This window comes from Sphingobium sp. D43FB, from assembly GCF_002312805.1.
Lineage (GTDB): Bacteria > Pseudomonadota > Alphaproteobacteria > Sphingomonadales > Sphingomonadaceae > Sphingobium.
Genome location: NZ_NMUA01000007.1, coordinates 155,649 through 170,378, shown reverse-complemented (window position 1 = coordinate 170,378; position 14,730 = coordinate 155,649). Strand labels below are relative to the sequence as shown.

Here is a 14,730-nt window from a genome sequence, read left to right as displayed (position 1 = left end):
TCCATTTCAAACCGTGAAATCGCAGAATAGTTCACGAGATTCGCATATATGGCCATTTCCTTCGATACGACCGATCGCGCCATCCTGCGCCTGCTCAAGCTCAATGCGCGGCGGTCCAATGCCGAGATCGCAGCGGAGGTCGGCCTGTCGCCGTCTGCCTGCCATCGGCGCATCCGGCAATTGGAAGCGCAGGGCGTCATTCGCGGCTATACGATCGTCGCGGGCGGGCGCGATGACAGCCCGCTGGTCAATGTCGTTGTGCAGGTGACGCTGGATCGGCAGACCGAGGATTATCTCGCACGGTTCGAACATGCGGTGCGACAATGCCCGGAAATCCGCGAATGTTTCCTGATGACCGGCGCGGTGGATTATTGGCTGCGGGTCGAGGCAGACAGCGTGGACGCCTATGAACGCATCCACAGCGAGATCTTATCGCGCCTGCCGGGCGTGACGCGGATCAATTCCAACATCGCCATGCGCGATGCGTTGCGGCCACGCCGAGGCAAGGGCGCGGGTTAGAAAGCGTCGGCTTCCAGCGCCATCAACGTGTCTTCGCCTGCCATGATGCTGACGGCCAGGGCATCGGCCTGGGGCAGCATGCGCTGGGCGAAGAAGGCGGCGACGGAGCGCTTGGCGTGGTGGAGCGGTGTGTCGTCCTGCGCGGCAGTAGCCATGCGGGTCCACATCCAGCCCATGGCGACGAGGGCGAAGAGGCGCAGATAGTCGACCGCGGCCGCCCCCGACGCATCGACCGATGCGCCGCGAAGCGAAGCGGTGACATCGCGTAATTTGCCAAGCGCCTCGCGGGTGCGGGTCGCAACCGGCAGGTCGGTGGCGTCGAGATCAGCGGCGATCAGGTTGAAAAAGCCCTCGACTACAGCGCCGCCCGACAGCGGCAGTTTGCGCGCGACCAGATCCATTGCCTGCACGCCGTTGGTGCCTTCGTAAATCTGGGCGATGCGGGCGTCGCGGACATATTGTTCCATGCCCCATTCGCGGATGTAGCCATGACCGCCAAACACCTGTTGCGCCTGCACCGCGCTTTCAAAGCCCATGTCGGTGAAGGCCGCCTTGACCACCGGGGTCAGCAGCGCGACCAGCGCGTCGGCCTTTGCCCGCTCGGCGGCATCAGGATGGGCATGGGCGCGATCAAGCTGGAGCGCGGTCCAGCCCGCCAGTGCGCGGCCCGCCTCGACAAAGGCGCGAATGATGAGCAGCATGCGGCGGACATCGGCATGTTCGATGATCGCCACCGGGTTGCGGGTGCCATCGGCGCTGCGGCCCTGGAGCCGTTCCTTGGCGTAGCTTGCCGCCTGACCGTAAGCCGCACCGGCGATGCCCAGCCCCTGGATGCCGACCATCAGCCGTTCGGCGTTCATCATCGTGAACATGGCAGCGAGGCCGCGATGCGGTTCGCCCACCAGCCAGCCGGTCGCCTCGTCATAATTCATGACGCAGGTGGGCTGGGCGTGAATGCCCATCTTCTTTTCGAGCGCGCCGACCGACATGCTGTTGCGGATGGTGAAGCCGCCATCGGCGTCGGGCAGGAATTTGGGGACGAGGAAGAGGCTGATCCCCTTGACGCCGGGCGGGGCGTCGGGGAGGCGGGCGAGGACGAGGTGGATGATATTGCCGCCGAAATCATGGTCGCCCGACGAGATGAAGATCTTTTGGCCGGTGACGGCGTGGCGGCCATCGCCGAGCGGCACGGCCTTGGTCTTGAGCAGGGCAAGATCGGTGCCTGCGCCGCTTTCGGTGAGCGCCATCGCGCCGGTCCATTCGCCGCTGACCAGCGGGGCGAGATAGGCGGCTTTCAAGTCTTCGCTGGCATGGGCGATGATCGCTTCCACCGCGCCGCGCGTCAGGCCGGGAAAGAGGCCGAAGGACAGGTTGGTGGCCGAGAGCATTTCGTCGAGCCAGAGCTGGAGGATGAAGGGTAGCCCCTGCCCGCCATGGTCCGGCGACGCGGCGAGCGCGGGCCAGCCAGCTGCCACGAATTCGCGATAGGCGTCGGCAAAGCCGGGTGGCGTGACGACGGCGCCGTCGACCAGGCGGCTGCCCTGTTCGTCGCCTTCGCGGTTGAGAGGTTGGAGCCGGTCGGCGCACATGCGACCCGCCTCTTCCAGTACGGCGACTGCGAGGTCCGCGTCCACATCCTTGCCGACATCGGCCATCGCTTCATCGAAGCGCAGGACGTGCGTCAACAGGAAGCGGTAATCGTCGATCGGGGGGACGTAGCTGTACATCGGGCCTCTCCTGCTGGCGTAGATGAGGACTACACCAAACAGCTGTTACAGTCAACTATCCGCCGAGGGGCCGGCCTCCCGGCGCGGCCCCTCTATCCGATCATCGCATCAGTCCGGCCTTGCGCAGCGCGTCTTCGATGATGGCGCTGACGCCGGTCGCCTTGTGCGCTGGCTTTGAGGTTGGCTTTCTGGCGTGCATGGGTTGCGGCCGGATGCGTTCGCCGGGCGTGGGGGCGGATTTGCGGGCGGGTGTGGCGGTCATCAGCCCCCAAGCCTGAGCGATCTGTCCGGTCGAGGAGATGCCCGCTTCCAGCATATAGGGGGCGGCGTTGCCATGGCCGTCCGGTCCTACGGTGTTCAGTGGCGTGCCATGGCCCATGCCGACAATCTCATAGGACTCGATGACCGCCCTGCCCTTTTCGTCACGCCAGGTGCGGCGTGGGCTGCCGTCGATGATTGTCTGCTCGCTGGGCAAGCCATCGACGCCGTGTAGCGATTGCCATTGGGCGAGGATGCGGTCAGCATTGGAGGGGGCGACGGTCTGGTCGGCGCTGCCCTGCCAGACAGAAATGGTTGGCCATGGTCCCTGATGGCCGGACGCGGCCTTGACCAGTTCGGGTAGGCGATCGTCGGCGGGATAGCCCTCGCCGCGCATGCGGGCGAAAGCGTCGTTGACCGAGGCCGCGCAACCGAAGGGAAGGCCGGCGATGATCGCGCCGCCCGCGAAGAGTTCGGGGTAGCAGGCCAGCATGATCGACGTCATGGCGCCGCCCGCGGACAGGCCGGTCACGAAGACGCGGCTTTGGTCGATGTCATGGGTGGCAACCATGGTATCGATCATCTGGCGGATCGAGAGCGCTTCGCCGGAATCGCGCCGGGAATCGAGGGGCGAGAACCAGTTGAAGCAAAGGTTGGGATTGTTCGACCGCTGCTGTTCGGGGAAGAGCAGCGCAACGCCCTGTTCGTCGGCGAGTTGTGACCAGCCAGCGGCGTGATCATAGCCCGCTGCATTCTGGGTGCAGCCATGGAGGACCACGACCAGCGCCGCGCCCTTGGCCAGATTTGCGGGCACATAGATTCTGGCGCGCAGGGCACCGGGGTTGCTGCCGAAGGCGATCAGGTCGTCCAGGCGATCCTTGACGGGGTCGGCCGACGCGCCGTGGGTCATCGCACGGAATTTGGCGAGTTGGGTAATGGTGGAACTTAGACGGGTCATCATGGGGTCTCCGGTTCGGCTTACGCCTATATTATGCTATAATGGTCGAACCGCCCAGATAGTTGCTGCATCGCACAATAGAATATGATGCCTAATCCCCTTATCTTCATGGAGATGTGAGGATAAATTTCTTCATTCTGCCGCAACGCAGCATATTCCTACGCCTCTGGCTCGGTCCAATGTTCGGCGCGTTGGGCGGCCTCGATCAGGCTCTTGCCCGTTTCCGATGCGGCGTAGGCGGTCATGGTGACGGCAATACCGTCGGGACCGTCGAGCAATACCAGCCCGGCTTCCGCGCTGGCGATGCCGGGCCGCGTCTGCGTGCCGGCGATGGGAGGGGGAGACCTCATGAGGCTTGGCTTTCATTGGGTTTGGTAGGATCGGCGTCGATGTAGAGATAATCGGGATTGAACTGCCCTCGCCTGGCGAGACCCCGCACGTCGAGAATATCCACGAGCGACGAGCGGAAGACGCATAACCCCTCCTCGCGCAACTGGCGCAGGACGCGATTGGCGTGGACGTTGGTAATGCCGCATATTTCGGCGATGTCATTCTGGGTGATGCCCAGCGCAAAGCGGCTTCCGTCGCTAAGCCCCACGGGCAGGAGCCGGGCGTTTGTTTCGCTCAAGAAGTGCGCGACGCGGCCGACCGCGTCCAACCGGCCGAGACGGAACAGCCAGGCCCGGTGGATGGCGGCATCGAGCAGGGTCGAGAACCATAATTTGCGGGTCAGTTCCGGCATGGTCGCGTTGATGCCGTCCAAGGCGCGGTGGGGCACGATCGCGACGGTGGCCGCAGTCAGGGTGGCGACATCATGATCGAGCGTCTTGAGCGGATAGGCATGGAGATCAACGAAATCGCCCGGCACCTGCACCGCGACGAGTTGGCGCATGCCTTCCCGGTCATCGAGATAGCGGCACATGAAGCCGTCGATCAGCAATGTGCTGTTGGATAAGGGCTCGCCCGCGCTGACGATGGTAGCGCGGGCGTCTATGGTGCGGACTTCGGATATGGCGCCTTCCAAGACAGCGCGTTCTTCCGCCCCCAGTTGGACGCCCCGACGTCCTTTCAAAAACCGATCCGTGAACAAGATATTGTCCTTCGCATATGATGGCGATCTTTGCCCCGATCGCCCGTGACAGTCCAAACGGCCCGCTGCGCCAGTATATCCAAGCCATGGCCACAAAACGTTATGACGCAGATTAGTATTTGCCAGACAGCCGCAACTTGCAACGTTGCTGCGTGTTTCCGTGACGTAGCATTTCTGCAGACCGTCCCTGCGCATGTGGTTGAGCATGGCATTGCCTTTGCTCGCCTATGTGCGCGCTCTCCAGTTGAGGAATTCTCATGGCCAAGTCAGACAAACCCGCCAGCGCATCCGGCAAGATCGCCGAGCAATCGGCCCGCATGGCCCCGCCGCCGCCCGCCGACGGGGTGTCCGACGTTTATGCCGAACCGCAGGCCGATGGCGGCGAGACGCATCAGATTGCAGGGGGTGATGTCGTAACGTTGACGACCGCTCAAGGTATTCCCGTTGCCGACAACCAGAATTCGCTGAAACAGGGCGCGCGCGGCCCGACGCTGCTGGAAGACGCCCATTTTCGCGAGAAGATGTTTCATTTTGACCATGAGCGCATCCCGGAGCGTGTCGTCCACGCCCGCGGCTATGGCGCGCATGGTTATTTCGAGCTGACGGAATCGCTGAGCGATGTGACGCGCGCCGATGTGTTGCAGCGCGTAGGCGAGAAAGTGCCTGCCTTTGTTCGCTTTTCGACTGTTGCCGGGTCGAAGGGTTCGGCGGATTTGGCCCGCGACGTGCGCGGCTTTGCGGTTAAGCTCTACACGCAGGAAGGCAATTGGGATCTGGTCGGCAATAATATCCCGGTCTTCTTCATCCAGGACGCGATCAAATTCCCCGACCTGATCCATGCCGCCAAGCCGGAGCCGGATCGCGATTTCCCACAGGCGCAGACCGCGCATGACAATTTCTGGGATTTCATCAGCCTGTCGCCCGAAGCCATGCATATGGTGATGTGGACGATGTCGGACCGGGCGATTCCGCGATCGCTGCGCACCATGGAAGGTTTTGGCGTCCATACCTTCCGTCTGGTCGATGCCGAGGGCAAGTCGACCTTCGTCAAATTCCATTGGAAGCCCAAACAGGGTTTGCAGTCAGTCGCGTGGAACGAGGCAGTCAAGATCAATGGGGCCGACCCGGACTTCCATCGCCGCGACCTGTGGGATGCGATCAATGCGGGCGATTTCCCGGAATGGGAATTGGGCGTGCAATTGTTCGACGATGCGTTCGCCGACAGTTTCGATTTCGATGTTCTCGACGCGACCAAGCTGATCCCCGAAGAATTAATTCCTGTGCGGATCGTCGGGCGGCTGGTGCTTGATCGGGTCGTCGACAATTTCTTTGCCGAGACCGAGCAGGTCGCCTTCTGCACGCAGAATGTGCCGCCGGGCATCGACTTCAGCAATGATCCGCTGCTGCAGGGTCGCAATTTCTCCTATCTCGATACCCAGCTCAAGCGGCTGGGCGGCCCCAACTTCACGCATATCCCCATCAATGCGCCCAAATGCCCGATGGCCCATTTCCAACAGGATGGGCATATGGCGATGCGCAATCCCAAGGGTCGGGCCAATTACGAGCCCAATAGCTGGGGCGCCGAACAGGGTGGCCCGCGCGAAGACCCGGCCAAGGGTTTCGTCAGTGTCGCCACGGTCGAGGACGGTCCCAAGCAACGGGTCCGGTCGGAGAGTTTTGCCGATCATTATAGCCAGGCACGTCAATTCTATATCAGCCAGATGCCGATCGAGCAGAAGCATCTCGGCGACGCGATCGTGTTCGAGCTGAGCAAGGTCGAGCGGCCCGATATCCGTTCGCGGACGGTATCGCATCTGCGCAATATCGATGAGACACTGGCGACGACGGTGGCGGATGGTTTGGGCATGGCCCTGCCCGAGCCGGCAAAGGCGGCGCGTGCCACGATCATGGACTTGCCGCCGTCCGATGCGCTGAGCATCCTCAAGAACGGGCCGGACAATTTCAAGGGCCGGAAGCTCGGCATCCTTTTGACCGATGGCGCCGATGCCAAGATGTTCGACGCGCTAGTCAAGGCGGTGGACAAGGAAGGCGCGGTGTATGAGGTGATTGCGCCCAAGATCGGCGGGGTCACCCTGTCCGATGGCACGGCGGTTGCGGCCAAGCAAAAAATCGATGGCGGGCCATCGGTGCTGTATGATGCGGTTGCGGTCGTCGCTTCGGCGGATGGCGCGGCGTTGCTGGCCATGGATGCGGCGGCCAAGGACTTCGTTACCGACGCCTTTGCCCATTGCAAGTTCATGGGGCTTACGGCAGAGGCACAGATCTTGTTCGAAAAGGCGGGTATCGCCGACGATCTGGACGAGGGCTGCCTGCCGCTTGCTACAGCGAAAGACGCCACGAGCCTGCTGACCGCCTGTCGCGGGCTGCGCCATTGGCCACGGGAAATGACCGTGGATCTGGACGCCGTGCCCGACGCCTGATCTCGATCTTCGATCAACCGGGGGCGAATGCGTTTTCGCCTCCGGCCCTCTTCTTGTCCAAAGGATATCGTTGATGCGGATTGGCATTATCGCCCATCTCAAGCATCCCATTGCGGAACCGTTTGCGGGCGGTTTGGAGATGCATACGCATCTTCTAGCCCGGTCATTGCGGGATCGCGGTCATGCCGTGACTGTCTTCGCGTCATCGCGCTCCGAACCCGCATTGGGGCTGGAGGCGATCTGTACCGAGACGGCGATAACGTCCGTTGGCACGACGGAAGCGAGCGACATCGCATTTTTCCGCGAGCATCATGCGTATCTGAGCCTGATGACCGGTTTGCGGAACCGGGATTTCGACATCATTCACAATAATGCGCTCCATTATCTGCCGCTGACCATGGCCGACAGTCTACCGATGCCGATGGTCACGACGCTGCACACGCCGCCATTCTGCTGGCTGGAAAGCGGCATCCGCCTGTGCGAAGCGCCCAATCATGCGCTGGTTGCGGTATCGCAGTCGGTCGCGGCGCAGTGGAGCCATGTCGCGCCCGCCGATGCCGTGATCCTCAACGGGATCGACTTGCGGAAATTCGTCTTTCGCGCGCAGGCCGACAGCGCGCCCTATCTGGTCTGGTATGGTCGGATCGTGGCGGAAAAGGGGTTGCACCTGGCAATCGAGGCGGCGCGCCTCATCGGCTTACCGTTGCGCATCGCCGGGCCGGTGCTGGATGAGGATTATTATCGGACGGTGATAGCGCCTACGTTGGGCGCGGACATCATCCATGTCGGCCATCTGGCGCATAGCCAATTGGCGCAGTTGGTGGCTGGGGCCAGCGCGTTTCTGTGTACGCCCTTGTGGGACGAGCCCTATGGGCTGGTCGTGGCCGAGGCATTGGCCTGCGGCGTGCCGGTGGCTGCCTTTGCGCGGGGTGCGATCCCGGAAATTCTTGATTCCAGTTGTGGAGTTCTGGCCACGCCCGATGATGTCGGGTCGCTGGCGCAGGCGGGGCGCGCGGCGCTGGCGCTGGATCGGCGGGCCTGCCGCGCGCGGGCGGAGCAGATGTGCGACGCCAACCGCATGGTGGAAAGCTATGAGGCGCTCTATCGGCAGCAGATCGACCTTGGCAGGCCGGTGCCGCGCGATGGCCGGGCGGCCATGCATCTGGTGCCGCCGTCTTCGCCGGATTCGTTACGTGCAATGCTGCATGGTTGAGCCGACGATCAATTTTTGCGTCTGTGTGCCGGCACGGAATGAGGCCGAACGGTTGCCGGTGCTACTTGCGGCGTTGGCGGCGCAGGATTGGCCGGGTCCGGTTATGGTATCGATCGGCGTCAACAATACGAGCGACGACAGTCTGGACGTGATTGGCAGGGTGCAGCGGCAACATGGCGCGCGGCTGGACATTGCGGTGGTCGTTGCCGATTTCGCGCCGGGGCTGGCGCATGCCGGATCGGCGCGCAAGTTGGCGATGGATGCGGGGCTGGCGCGGATTGCGATGGCCGGAGATGGCGTGCTGGTCAGTACCGATGCCGATAGTCGGCCGCCGGTCGATTGGCTGTGCAATATCGCCAAGGCTGTGGACCGGGGCGCGGATATGGTGGGTGGCCGGATCGATATCGATAGCCAGGAGCCCCTGCCCCCGGCCGTTTCGGCGCTGCGTTCGGCATGGGATGCTTATTGGGCGGCGGTGCGCGCGATCGAGGATGCGATCGACCCCCTGCCCTGGGATCTTGCACCGCGCCATGGCGATCATACGGGGGCTTCGCTAGCGATCCGTGCCTCTGTTTATCGGGCCTGTGGTGGGGTGCCGTTGCTCGCGACGGGGGAGGACCGGGCGTTGGTGACGGCGGCATTGGCGCGGGGCGCGCGGCTCGCCCATCCGGCTGATGTGCGCATATCCGTATCACCGCGACTGGAGGGGCGCGCGGAAGGTGGCATGGCCAGCGCAATGCAACAGCTTTACCGGGACGCAGAGGATGGAAGTCGGCCGATGGCCCCCGCCTTCGACCATTGGCGCGAGCGGGCGATGTGGCGCAGGCGTTTGCGCGCGCGGGCGGATGGCCATGCGCTGATCGCGCGGCGCGAGCCATTATTGCCGCCGATGCCGCATGATATGGCGCTGGAGATCAGCGCATGACGCGGCGACCGATCGGCTATTATGTGCATCATCATGGTGCCGGACATCGGGCACGCGCGCGGGCGATCGCCGCCGCGAGTGACTGGCCGATCATATTGCTGGGGACCGGCGTTGGCGAGGCCGGGATCGATTTGTCCGACGATCGGCCGTTGTCGGGCCGGTTCGATGGCGTGGATGGCAGCGAAAGGCGGCCCGCAGCGCTCCATTATGCGCCGATCGACCATGAAGGCGTACGGTTGCGCGTGGCGCGGGTGGCGCAATGGATCGCGACGGAACGGCCAGCGCTGATGGTGGTGGATGTTTCGGTGGAGATGGCCATGCTGGCCCGGCTGGCATCGGTGCCGACCATCTGTGTTCGATTGAATGGCGCGCGCAGCGATGTGCCGCATCTGGAGGCCTTTCGCGGTGCGGCGGGGTTGTTGGCCCCCTTTCATGCCGATCTGGAGCTGGAATCGACGCCGGCGTGGGTGCGCGAGCGGACGCGCTATCTGCCAGGCATTACGACCGCCGTGGCGGGGGCGGTGCCGCCGTCCGGCCGTATATTGGTAGTCATCGGCCGCGGCGGTGCGCCGGGCGATGGCGCGCGTTTGGCGCAGGCGGCGCGGGCTTGCCCGGATGTGCAATGGCGGGTGATCGGGCCGGTGTCGGCGGTCGGCGATTGCCCGCCCAATCTGGATATTGCGGGTTGGGTCGAGGATGCGGCGCGAGAGATCGCGGCGGCCGATGTGGTGATCGGCGGAGCGGGTGAAGGACTGGTCGGCGCGGTATTGGTCGCGGATCGGCCGTTCATCTGCATGCCCGAAGCGCGGCCTTTTGGTGAGCAGCAGGCTACGGCCAGCGGTCTGGCGCGTCTGGGTGCGGCGGTGGTGCTGCAAGATTGGCCGGAGGCAGCGACATGGCCGTCCTTGCTGGCGCAGGCGAAGGCTTTGTCTCCGCAAGCGAGGAGGCGGTTGCACGATCCGCAAGGCGCGCGAACGGCGGCGATCTGGCTTAGCGAACAGGCGGCAGCGGCATGAGCGTAGCGCCCTTCCCTATCGCGGACGACGCGCATCCGACGGCGCGGGCTGCCGCCGTTGCGCCAAGGCTGATGGAATTGGGGGCGCGCTATGACGCTGCGCCGGTCTTTCCGATCGACAGCATGCAATGTCTGGCGGCTGCGGGCCTGCACCGTTGCTTTGCGCCGGTTGCGAGCGGCGGGCTTGATTTTGGCGGCGACGAGGAGGCTTGGCATCTATGCCTGTTCGATGTCCTGCGGGTTATCGGTCGCGCGGACCTGAGCGTTGGGCGGCTGTATGAAGGGCATGTCAATGCGATGATCCTGTTCGATCATTTCGCGACGGCTGCGCAGAAACAGGGTCTTCGCCAGAGGCTGGATACGGGGGCCTTTTACGGCATGTGGGCGACCGAGCCGCCGCCGGGTGTGAAGATGGTGGGTCGGACGCTGCAAGGGGCCAAGTCCTTCGCCACGGGTGCGGGTGGGCTGGCGCATGCGATCATTACTGTGCAGCCGGAGGACGGCGCGCGGCAATTGGTCGTGGTTGCAGCGGACGATGCGGCGCGGGCTGATTTGTCGCAATGGCGGGTGCGGGGGATGCGCGCGACGGGAAGCGGGCTGTATGACCCGACCGGGATGGTGGTTGCGCCCGAAGACATGTTGGGCGCACCGGGCGATTATGATCGCGAGCCGCTGTTCACCACCGGGGCGTGGCGATTTACGGCGGTGCAACTGGGCGGCATCGAAGCGCTGTTGATCGAGACGCGCAAGGCGATGTCGGACGCGGCGCGGGGCGATCCGGTGCAGCGCGCGAAATTCGCCGATGCGGTGGCGGCCACGCGCACCGCCTATCTGTGGGTGCGCGAAGCGGCGCTGCGCGCGGCGCGGGACGATAGCGATGGCCCGGCTTTCGCGCGGATGACGCGCGGGGTCGTGGAGCGGGCGGCACTGGATGTCATGGAACTGGCGGCGCGGATCGTGGGCACGCGCAGCGCGATGGACGGGCAGCGAATCGACAAGATCAGCCGGGATTTAAGCCTCTATTTGCGCCAGGGTGGTCCCGATTATGCACGGGATCAGGCGGCGCTTGCGTGGCTGGACCATGATGCGTGGGGCGAGGAGGATCTGTTGTGGTGACGGCTGCGCTGTCCTCGCGCCAGTGGCGCGATATGCGCTGGCTGGTGCTGGCACCGCATCCCGATGATGAGACATTGGGCGCGGGCGCGCTGATCGCGCAGACGGCCAAGACGGGGCGGTTGGCGGGCCTAGTCTATCTGACCGATGGCGCGGGGTCGCATGACGCGGCGCAAAGGCTGGCGGCGGCTCGGCGGCGCGAAGCGACCAGGGCCGTGCAGCGATTGGCGGGTGGACGGGCGCGGCGGCCCGTGCATCTGGACTGGAAGGATGCGGCACCTGCACGTCCCGGCGATCCGTTGTTCGAGCGGACGGCGCGTTATCTGGCGGCGCTGTGCAGGCGTTGGCGGGTCGATGCGCTGGCAGTAACGGCCGGGCATGAGCCGCATTGCGACCATGAAGCTGCGGCTGCGCTGGCCTATGCAGTGCATGCGCGGGCGATGCGCCGTCTGGTGGTGGCGGAATATCTGGTCTGGGCGGACAGGCCTGATCAGAAGATGCGGCGCGCGATCCATACGGCGCCGATGGCGGCGGGACAACGGCGCTTGGCGCTGGCGGCGCATCGCAGCCAGTTGACCGCCGCCCATGGCCCCGGCTTTCGCCTATCACCCGAACAGCGACGCATGGGCGCGCGCGATATACTCTATGTGCGGAGACGGCCATGACCCGGCATGTTAGCAGCCTGGACCCCCAATATTTCGAGCAGATGTTCCAGGGAACAGATGATCCCTGGTCGCTGGAAACGAGCGCCTATGAGCAGGCGAAATATGCCCATAGCATCGAGGCGCTGGGCGAGCGTTGCTATGAATTGGGGTTCGAGATCGGCTGCGCCAAGGGCATGTTGACGCGGCAATTGGCCGAACATTGCCGGGCGCTGGTCGCGATCGATGTCAGCGAAACGGCGCTCAGCGGCGCGCGCGAGCGTTGTGCCGTATTCGATCATGTCTCGTTCAACCGCATGACCTTTCCCGCGCAAGTGCCGCTGGGTGGGCCGTTCGATCTCATCATCCTGTCCGAAGTCATTTATTATTGGGACAATGCGGATATCCGGCGCGCGGCCAAATGGGCGGGCACGCATGGCGCGCCGGGCGGCGACCTATTGCTGGTCCATTGGACGGGCGAGACGGACTATCCGCAAAGCGGCGACGAAGCGGTGGAGAAGTTTCGTGGCGCAATGCCAGGACCGGTAGAGGTCGTCACAGCGGAACGCCGCGACCAATATCGGCTCGATCTGTGGCGCATGTCGGCATGACGATGAGCGTCCTGACGATCGTCAAGAACCGGCCGGGGCATCTGGCGCAATTGATCGAGGGATTGCGGCGGAGCGAGGCGCAGCCTGACGAACTGGTGATCGTCGATATGGGCAGCGATCCGCCCGTCGCGGTGGAAGCGACGGGCTTTCCCGTGCATATCGTGCGGCTCGATCAGCCGGGGCTGCCGCTGGCGGCGGCGCGCAATGCGGCGGCGCATGCGGCGCGGGGCGACATGCTGTTGTTTCTGGATGTCGATTGCATTCCGATGCAGGGCCTGATGGGGGCGATGGCGCGAGCCTTGGCGCAGCAGGATGCCCTGATCTGCGCCGAAGCGCTCTATCTTGGTCCCAGGGACGCGCGCGGCGCGTGGGACGAGGCGACTTTGATGCAATGCGCGAAGCCGCACCCGGTTCGTCCTTTTCCCGCGGCGGGCTTGCGCGAAGAACATAATGCCGGGCTATTCTGGTCGCTGATCTTCGGCATTCGACGCGAGCGGTTCGTCGAACTGGGCGGGTTCGATGAGGCGTTTACCGGCTATGGCGCGGAAGATACCGATTTCGGTTTCCGCGCGCGGGAGGCCGCCCTGCCCCTGCTATTCCTGGGGGGCACGGGTGCGTTTCATCAATATCATGATGTGATCGACCCGCCGCTGCAGCATCTCGCCGACATAGTGCGCAATGCGCGACTGTTTCGCCAGAAATGGGGAATATGGCCGATGGCAGGCTGGCTGGCCGCCTTCGAGAAGGCGGAATTGATCGCGCGTGAGGGCGATGCGATCAGCCTGTTACGTATGCCGACCAAGGCAGAGGTGGATGCGGCGGGGGTGCCATTTTCTGGCTGACGAAAAATCGGCGGGGTTGCCCCCGCCGATCCGTTGTTTTTTAGTGCTGCATCGAATGCTTGATGTCGCGCATTTCGTCATGGCCAGCCTTGACCGAGCTATAGCAGCCTTCGATCACGCTGCGAACAGCAGGCGAAAGCTTGGTGTCGCCCAGCGCATCTTCGAACTTGGCCTTGATATGATCTTCGCCGGCTTCGACTTCGTTGACGATCGCCTTGTCGTCCTGGCCCGTCATCATCGACTTGAGGTTGAGGAACATGCGATGTGCGCCAGCAAGGACGGTGCCGTCGTCTTCAGGATTGCCGCCGAGACGAGCCACTTCCTGCTGGAGCCGCGTGGCGACTTCGCGGCGTTCGGCGGCGCGGCTGGTGAAGAGGGTCACGAAGCGACCGCCTTCGCTGTCCTTGGCGGCTTCGGTATAGCCATCGGCGCTGTCGATCGTGGTGGCGATCAGGCCATTGAGGGTCGAAATATCGTGGCTGTTGTCGGACATGATGGTTCCCGTCTTGAAAGATGAAAACCGGCGCCATTGGCAACCGGATACCCCCTTCAACGACGCGCGACCGGGAAAGTCGCAAACAAATGTCGGTCCTTAACCTCCATCAATGAGATTGATGGGAAAGCCCTCAGTCACCTGATGCAGCGAGCATCCGATAGTCGCGGATGCCCAGTTCCAGCAGTCGCGCCTCCGCGCGCAGCAAATGGGTGCGGCCCAGAGGATTGGGCGCGTGGAGCGCATTTTGCAGCGTCGTATCGGTCGTGACGGTGACGATACGTTCAAGCCCAGTCATCAGCGCCGTCGCCATGCTGAATACCGGCGATTGCGGTTTGCTGAGGTCGCCATCCATCTGTTCGACCATCAGGCGCATGACCGGCAGGGCCGCGTTGATACGATGCAGCATCATCCGTTCATTCTGCGCGTCGGCCATGCGGTTGCGCAGATGGAGCAGGCGGGAATTTTTGACCCAGAAGCCATGATAGGCCGTCACCAGCGCCAGACTATGCTCGCCCAGCGAAGCATCGTCCCAGCGCGTGCGGAGCAGACCGACATATGCCTCTTCGGCGGTCGCCATCACCGGTTCCAGCACGGCCAGGAGCAATTCGGTCAGGTCGTTGAAATAATTATAGAGCGACGTCATGCCAAGCGACGCCTGGCGCGCGACGGCGCTAAGCGACAGTTCGACATCGGCGGGGCCAGCGAGCAGTTCGTTGGTGGCGGCCAGGATGCGGTCGCGCGTGTCGCGCCCCTTGCGCCCCAGCCGTTGCCCGTTGAGATTATGGCTGAGCGTCTTGGTCGCGGTGGACGGGCGCGAGCGTGGCGATTTGCCCGCCGCCTGCTCTGCCTTCATGTCCGCCTTTGCGCTCAAGAGCCGATCC

General features: G+C 63.9%; 15 protein-coding genes. 9 read left to right on the top strand and 6 right to left on the bottom strand.

Annotated elements, in window-relative coordinates:
* Positions 1-48 precede the first annotated feature (48 nt).
* On the top strand, positions 49-519 hold the full coding sequence (locus SxD43FB_RS08530; RefSeq protein WP_069064295.1) for an Lrp/AsnC family transcriptional regulator: 471 nt from the start codon (positions 49-51) through the stop codon (positions 517-519).
* On the opposite strand, the gene SxD43FB_RS08525 is transcribed toward SxD43FB_RS08530, so the two are convergent.
* From SxD43FB_RS08525 to SxD43FB_RS08510, 4 genes are all read right to left on the bottom strand, one after another.
* The gene (locus tag SxD43FB_RS08525) at positions 516-2,246 is read right to left on the bottom strand and encodes an acyl-CoA dehydrogenase C-terminal domain-containing protein (RefSeq protein ID WP_096061799.1); all 1,731 of its coding nucleotides are present in this window, start codon (positions 2,244-2,246) and stop codon (positions 516-518) included. The two genes, SxD43FB_RS08530 and SxD43FB_RS08525, sit on opposite strands and share 4 nt — an antisense overlap.
* Before the next feature lie 100 nt (positions 2,247-2,346).
* Positions 2,347-3,465, bottom strand: a complete 1,119-nt coding sequence (locus tag SxD43FB_RS08520; protein ID WP_343228839.1) for a PHB depolymerase family esterase — start codon at positions 3,463-3,465, stop codon at positions 2,347-2,349.
* 155 nt (positions 3,466-3,620) lie between these two features.
* A complete protein-coding gene (locus tag SxD43FB_RS08515; protein WP_069064293.1) occupies positions 3,621-3,812 on the bottom strand; it encodes a hypothetical protein in 192 nt (63 codons plus the stop codon).
* Positions 3,809-4,552: a Crp/Fnr family transcriptional regulator gene (locus SxD43FB_RS08510; protein WP_176482716.1), complete on the bottom strand. Its 744-nt coding sequence runs from the start codon at positions 4,550-4,552 to the stop codon at positions 3,809-3,811. Before SxD43FB_RS08510 ends, SxD43FB_RS08515 begins: the two co-directional genes overlap by 4 nt.
* 317 nt (positions 4,553-4,869) lie before the next feature.
* Here SxD43FB_RS08510 and SxD43FB_RS08505 point away from each other — a divergent pair, with 317 nt between their 5' ends.
* The 8 genes from SxD43FB_RS08505 to SxD43FB_RS08470 all read left to right on the top strand — a co-directional run bounded on the left by SxD43FB_RS08505 (position 4,870) and on the right by SxD43FB_RS08470 (position 13,353).
* On the top strand, positions 4,870-6,993 hold the full coding sequence (locus SxD43FB_RS08505) for a catalase (RefSeq protein WP_096061832.1): 2,124 nt from the start codon (positions 4,870-4,872) through the stop codon (positions 6,991-6,993).
* A 73-nt stretch (positions 6,994-7,066) separates the two neighbouring features.
* The gene (locus tag SxD43FB_RS08500; protein ID WP_096061798.1) at positions 7,067-8,206 is read left to right on the top strand and encodes a glycosyltransferase family 4 protein; all 1,140 of its coding nucleotides are present in this window, start codon (positions 7,067-7,069) and stop codon (positions 8,204-8,206) included.
* Positions 8,199-9,131 carry a glycosyltransferase gene (locus SxD43FB_RS08495; protein ID WP_096061797.1) on the top strand — a complete coding sequence of 311 codons (933 nt, stop codon included), beginning with the start codon at positions 8,199-8,201 and terminating at the stop codon, positions 9,129-9,131. Before SxD43FB_RS08500 ends, SxD43FB_RS08495 begins: the two co-directional genes overlap by 8 nt.
* Positions 9,128-10,147 (top strand): glycosyltransferase, encoded by a 1,020-nt coding sequence (locus SxD43FB_RS08490; protein WP_096061796.1) that lies wholly within the window; start codon positions 9,128-9,130, stop codon positions 10,145-10,147. The genes SxD43FB_RS08495 and SxD43FB_RS08490 overlap by 4 nt, the downstream gene beginning before the upstream one ends.
* Entirely contained in the window at positions 10,144-11,262 is a 1,119-nt protein-coding gene (locus SxD43FB_RS08485) for an acyl-CoA dehydrogenase family protein (RefSeq protein ID WP_096061795.1), read from the top strand. The genes SxD43FB_RS08490 and SxD43FB_RS08485 overlap by 4 nt, the downstream gene beginning before the upstream one ends.
* On the top strand, positions 11,259-11,924 hold the full coding sequence (locus SxD43FB_RS08480) for a PIG-L family deacetylase (RefSeq protein WP_255245645.1): 666 nt from the start codon (positions 11,259-11,261) through the stop codon (positions 11,922-11,924). The genes SxD43FB_RS08485 and SxD43FB_RS08480 overlap by 4 nt, the downstream gene beginning before the upstream one ends.
* Positions 11,921-12,511, top strand: a complete 591-nt coding sequence (locus SxD43FB_RS08475) for an SAM-dependent methyltransferase (protein WP_096061794.1) — start codon at positions 11,921-11,923, stop codon at positions 12,509-12,511. The genes SxD43FB_RS08480 and SxD43FB_RS08475 overlap by 4 nt, the downstream gene beginning before the upstream one ends.
* Positions 12,508-13,353, top strand: a complete 846-nt coding sequence (locus tag SxD43FB_RS08470) for a glycosyltransferase (RefSeq protein WP_176482714.1) — start codon at positions 12,508-12,510, stop codon at positions 13,351-13,353. The genes SxD43FB_RS08475 and SxD43FB_RS08470 overlap by 4 nt, the downstream gene beginning before the upstream one ends.
* A gap of 40 nt (positions 13,354-13,393) precedes the next feature.
* Here SxD43FB_RS08470 and SxD43FB_RS08465 read toward each other — a convergent pair whose 3' ends face one another.
* Both SxD43FB_RS08465 and SxD43FB_RS08460 read right to left on the bottom strand, forming a co-directional pair.
* Positions 13,394-13,846 carry a PA2169 family four-helix-bundle protein gene (locus SxD43FB_RS08465; protein WP_096061792.1) on the bottom strand — a complete coding sequence of 151 codons (453 nt, stop codon included), beginning with the start codon at positions 13,844-13,846 and terminating at the stop codon, positions 13,394-13,396.
* A gap of 133 nt (positions 13,847-13,979) precedes the next feature.
* Complete coding sequence (locus SxD43FB_RS08460) at positions 13,980-14,720, bottom strand: TetR/AcrR family transcriptional regulator (protein WP_255245644.1); 741 nt, start codon at positions 14,718-14,720, stop codon at positions 13,980-13,982.
* Positions 14,721-14,730 lie beyond the last annotated feature (10 nt).

Excerpts from the sequence above, each read along its gene's own strand:
- SxD43FB_RS08530 (WP_069064295.1), top strand. The coding sequence starts at position 49 with ATGGCCATTTCCTTCGATACGACCGATCGCGCCATCCTGCGCCTGCTC.
- SxD43FB_RS08525 (WP_096061799.1), bottom strand. The coding sequence starts at position 2,246 with ATGTACAGCTACGTCCCCCCGATCGACGATTACCGCTTCCTGTTGACG.
- SxD43FB_RS08520 (WP_343228839.1), bottom strand. The coding sequence starts at position 3,465 with ATGATGACCCGTCTAAGTTCCACCATTACCCAACTCGCCAAATTCCGT.
- SxD43FB_RS08515 (WP_069064293.1), bottom strand. The coding sequence starts at position 3,812 with ATGAGGTCTCCCCCTCCCATCGCCGGCACGCAGACGCGGCCCGGCATC.
- SxD43FB_RS08505 (WP_096061832.1), top strand. The coding sequence starts at position 4,870 with ATGGCCCCGCCGCCGCCCGCCGACGGGGTGTCCGACGTTTATGCCGAA.
- SxD43FB_RS08500 (WP_096061798.1), top strand. The coding sequence starts at position 7,067 with ATGCGGATTGGCATTATCGCCCATCTCAAGCATCCCATTGCGGAACCG.
- SxD43FB_RS08495 (WP_096061797.1), top strand. The coding sequence starts at position 8,199 with ATGGTTGAGCCGACGATCAATTTTTGCGTCTGTGTGCCGGCACGGAAT.
- SxD43FB_RS08490 (WP_096061796.1), top strand. The coding sequence starts at position 9,128 with ATGACGCGGCGACCGATCGGCTATTATGTGCATCATCATGGTGCCGGA.
- SxD43FB_RS08485 (WP_096061795.1), top strand. The coding sequence starts at position 10,144 with ATGAGCGTAGCGCCCTTCCCTATCGCGGACGACGCGCATCCGACGGCG.
- SxD43FB_RS08475 (WP_096061794.1), top strand. The coding sequence starts at position 11,921 with ATGACCCGGCATGTTAGCAGCCTGGACCCCCAATATTTCGAGCAGATG.
- SxD43FB_RS08470 (WP_176482714.1), top strand. The coding sequence starts at position 12,508 with ATGACGATGAGCGTCCTGACGATCGTCAAGAACCGGCCGGGGCATCTG.
- SxD43FB_RS08465 (WP_096061792.1), bottom strand. The coding sequence starts at position 13,846 with ATGTCCGACAACAGCCACGATATTTCGACCCTCAATGGCCTGATCGCC.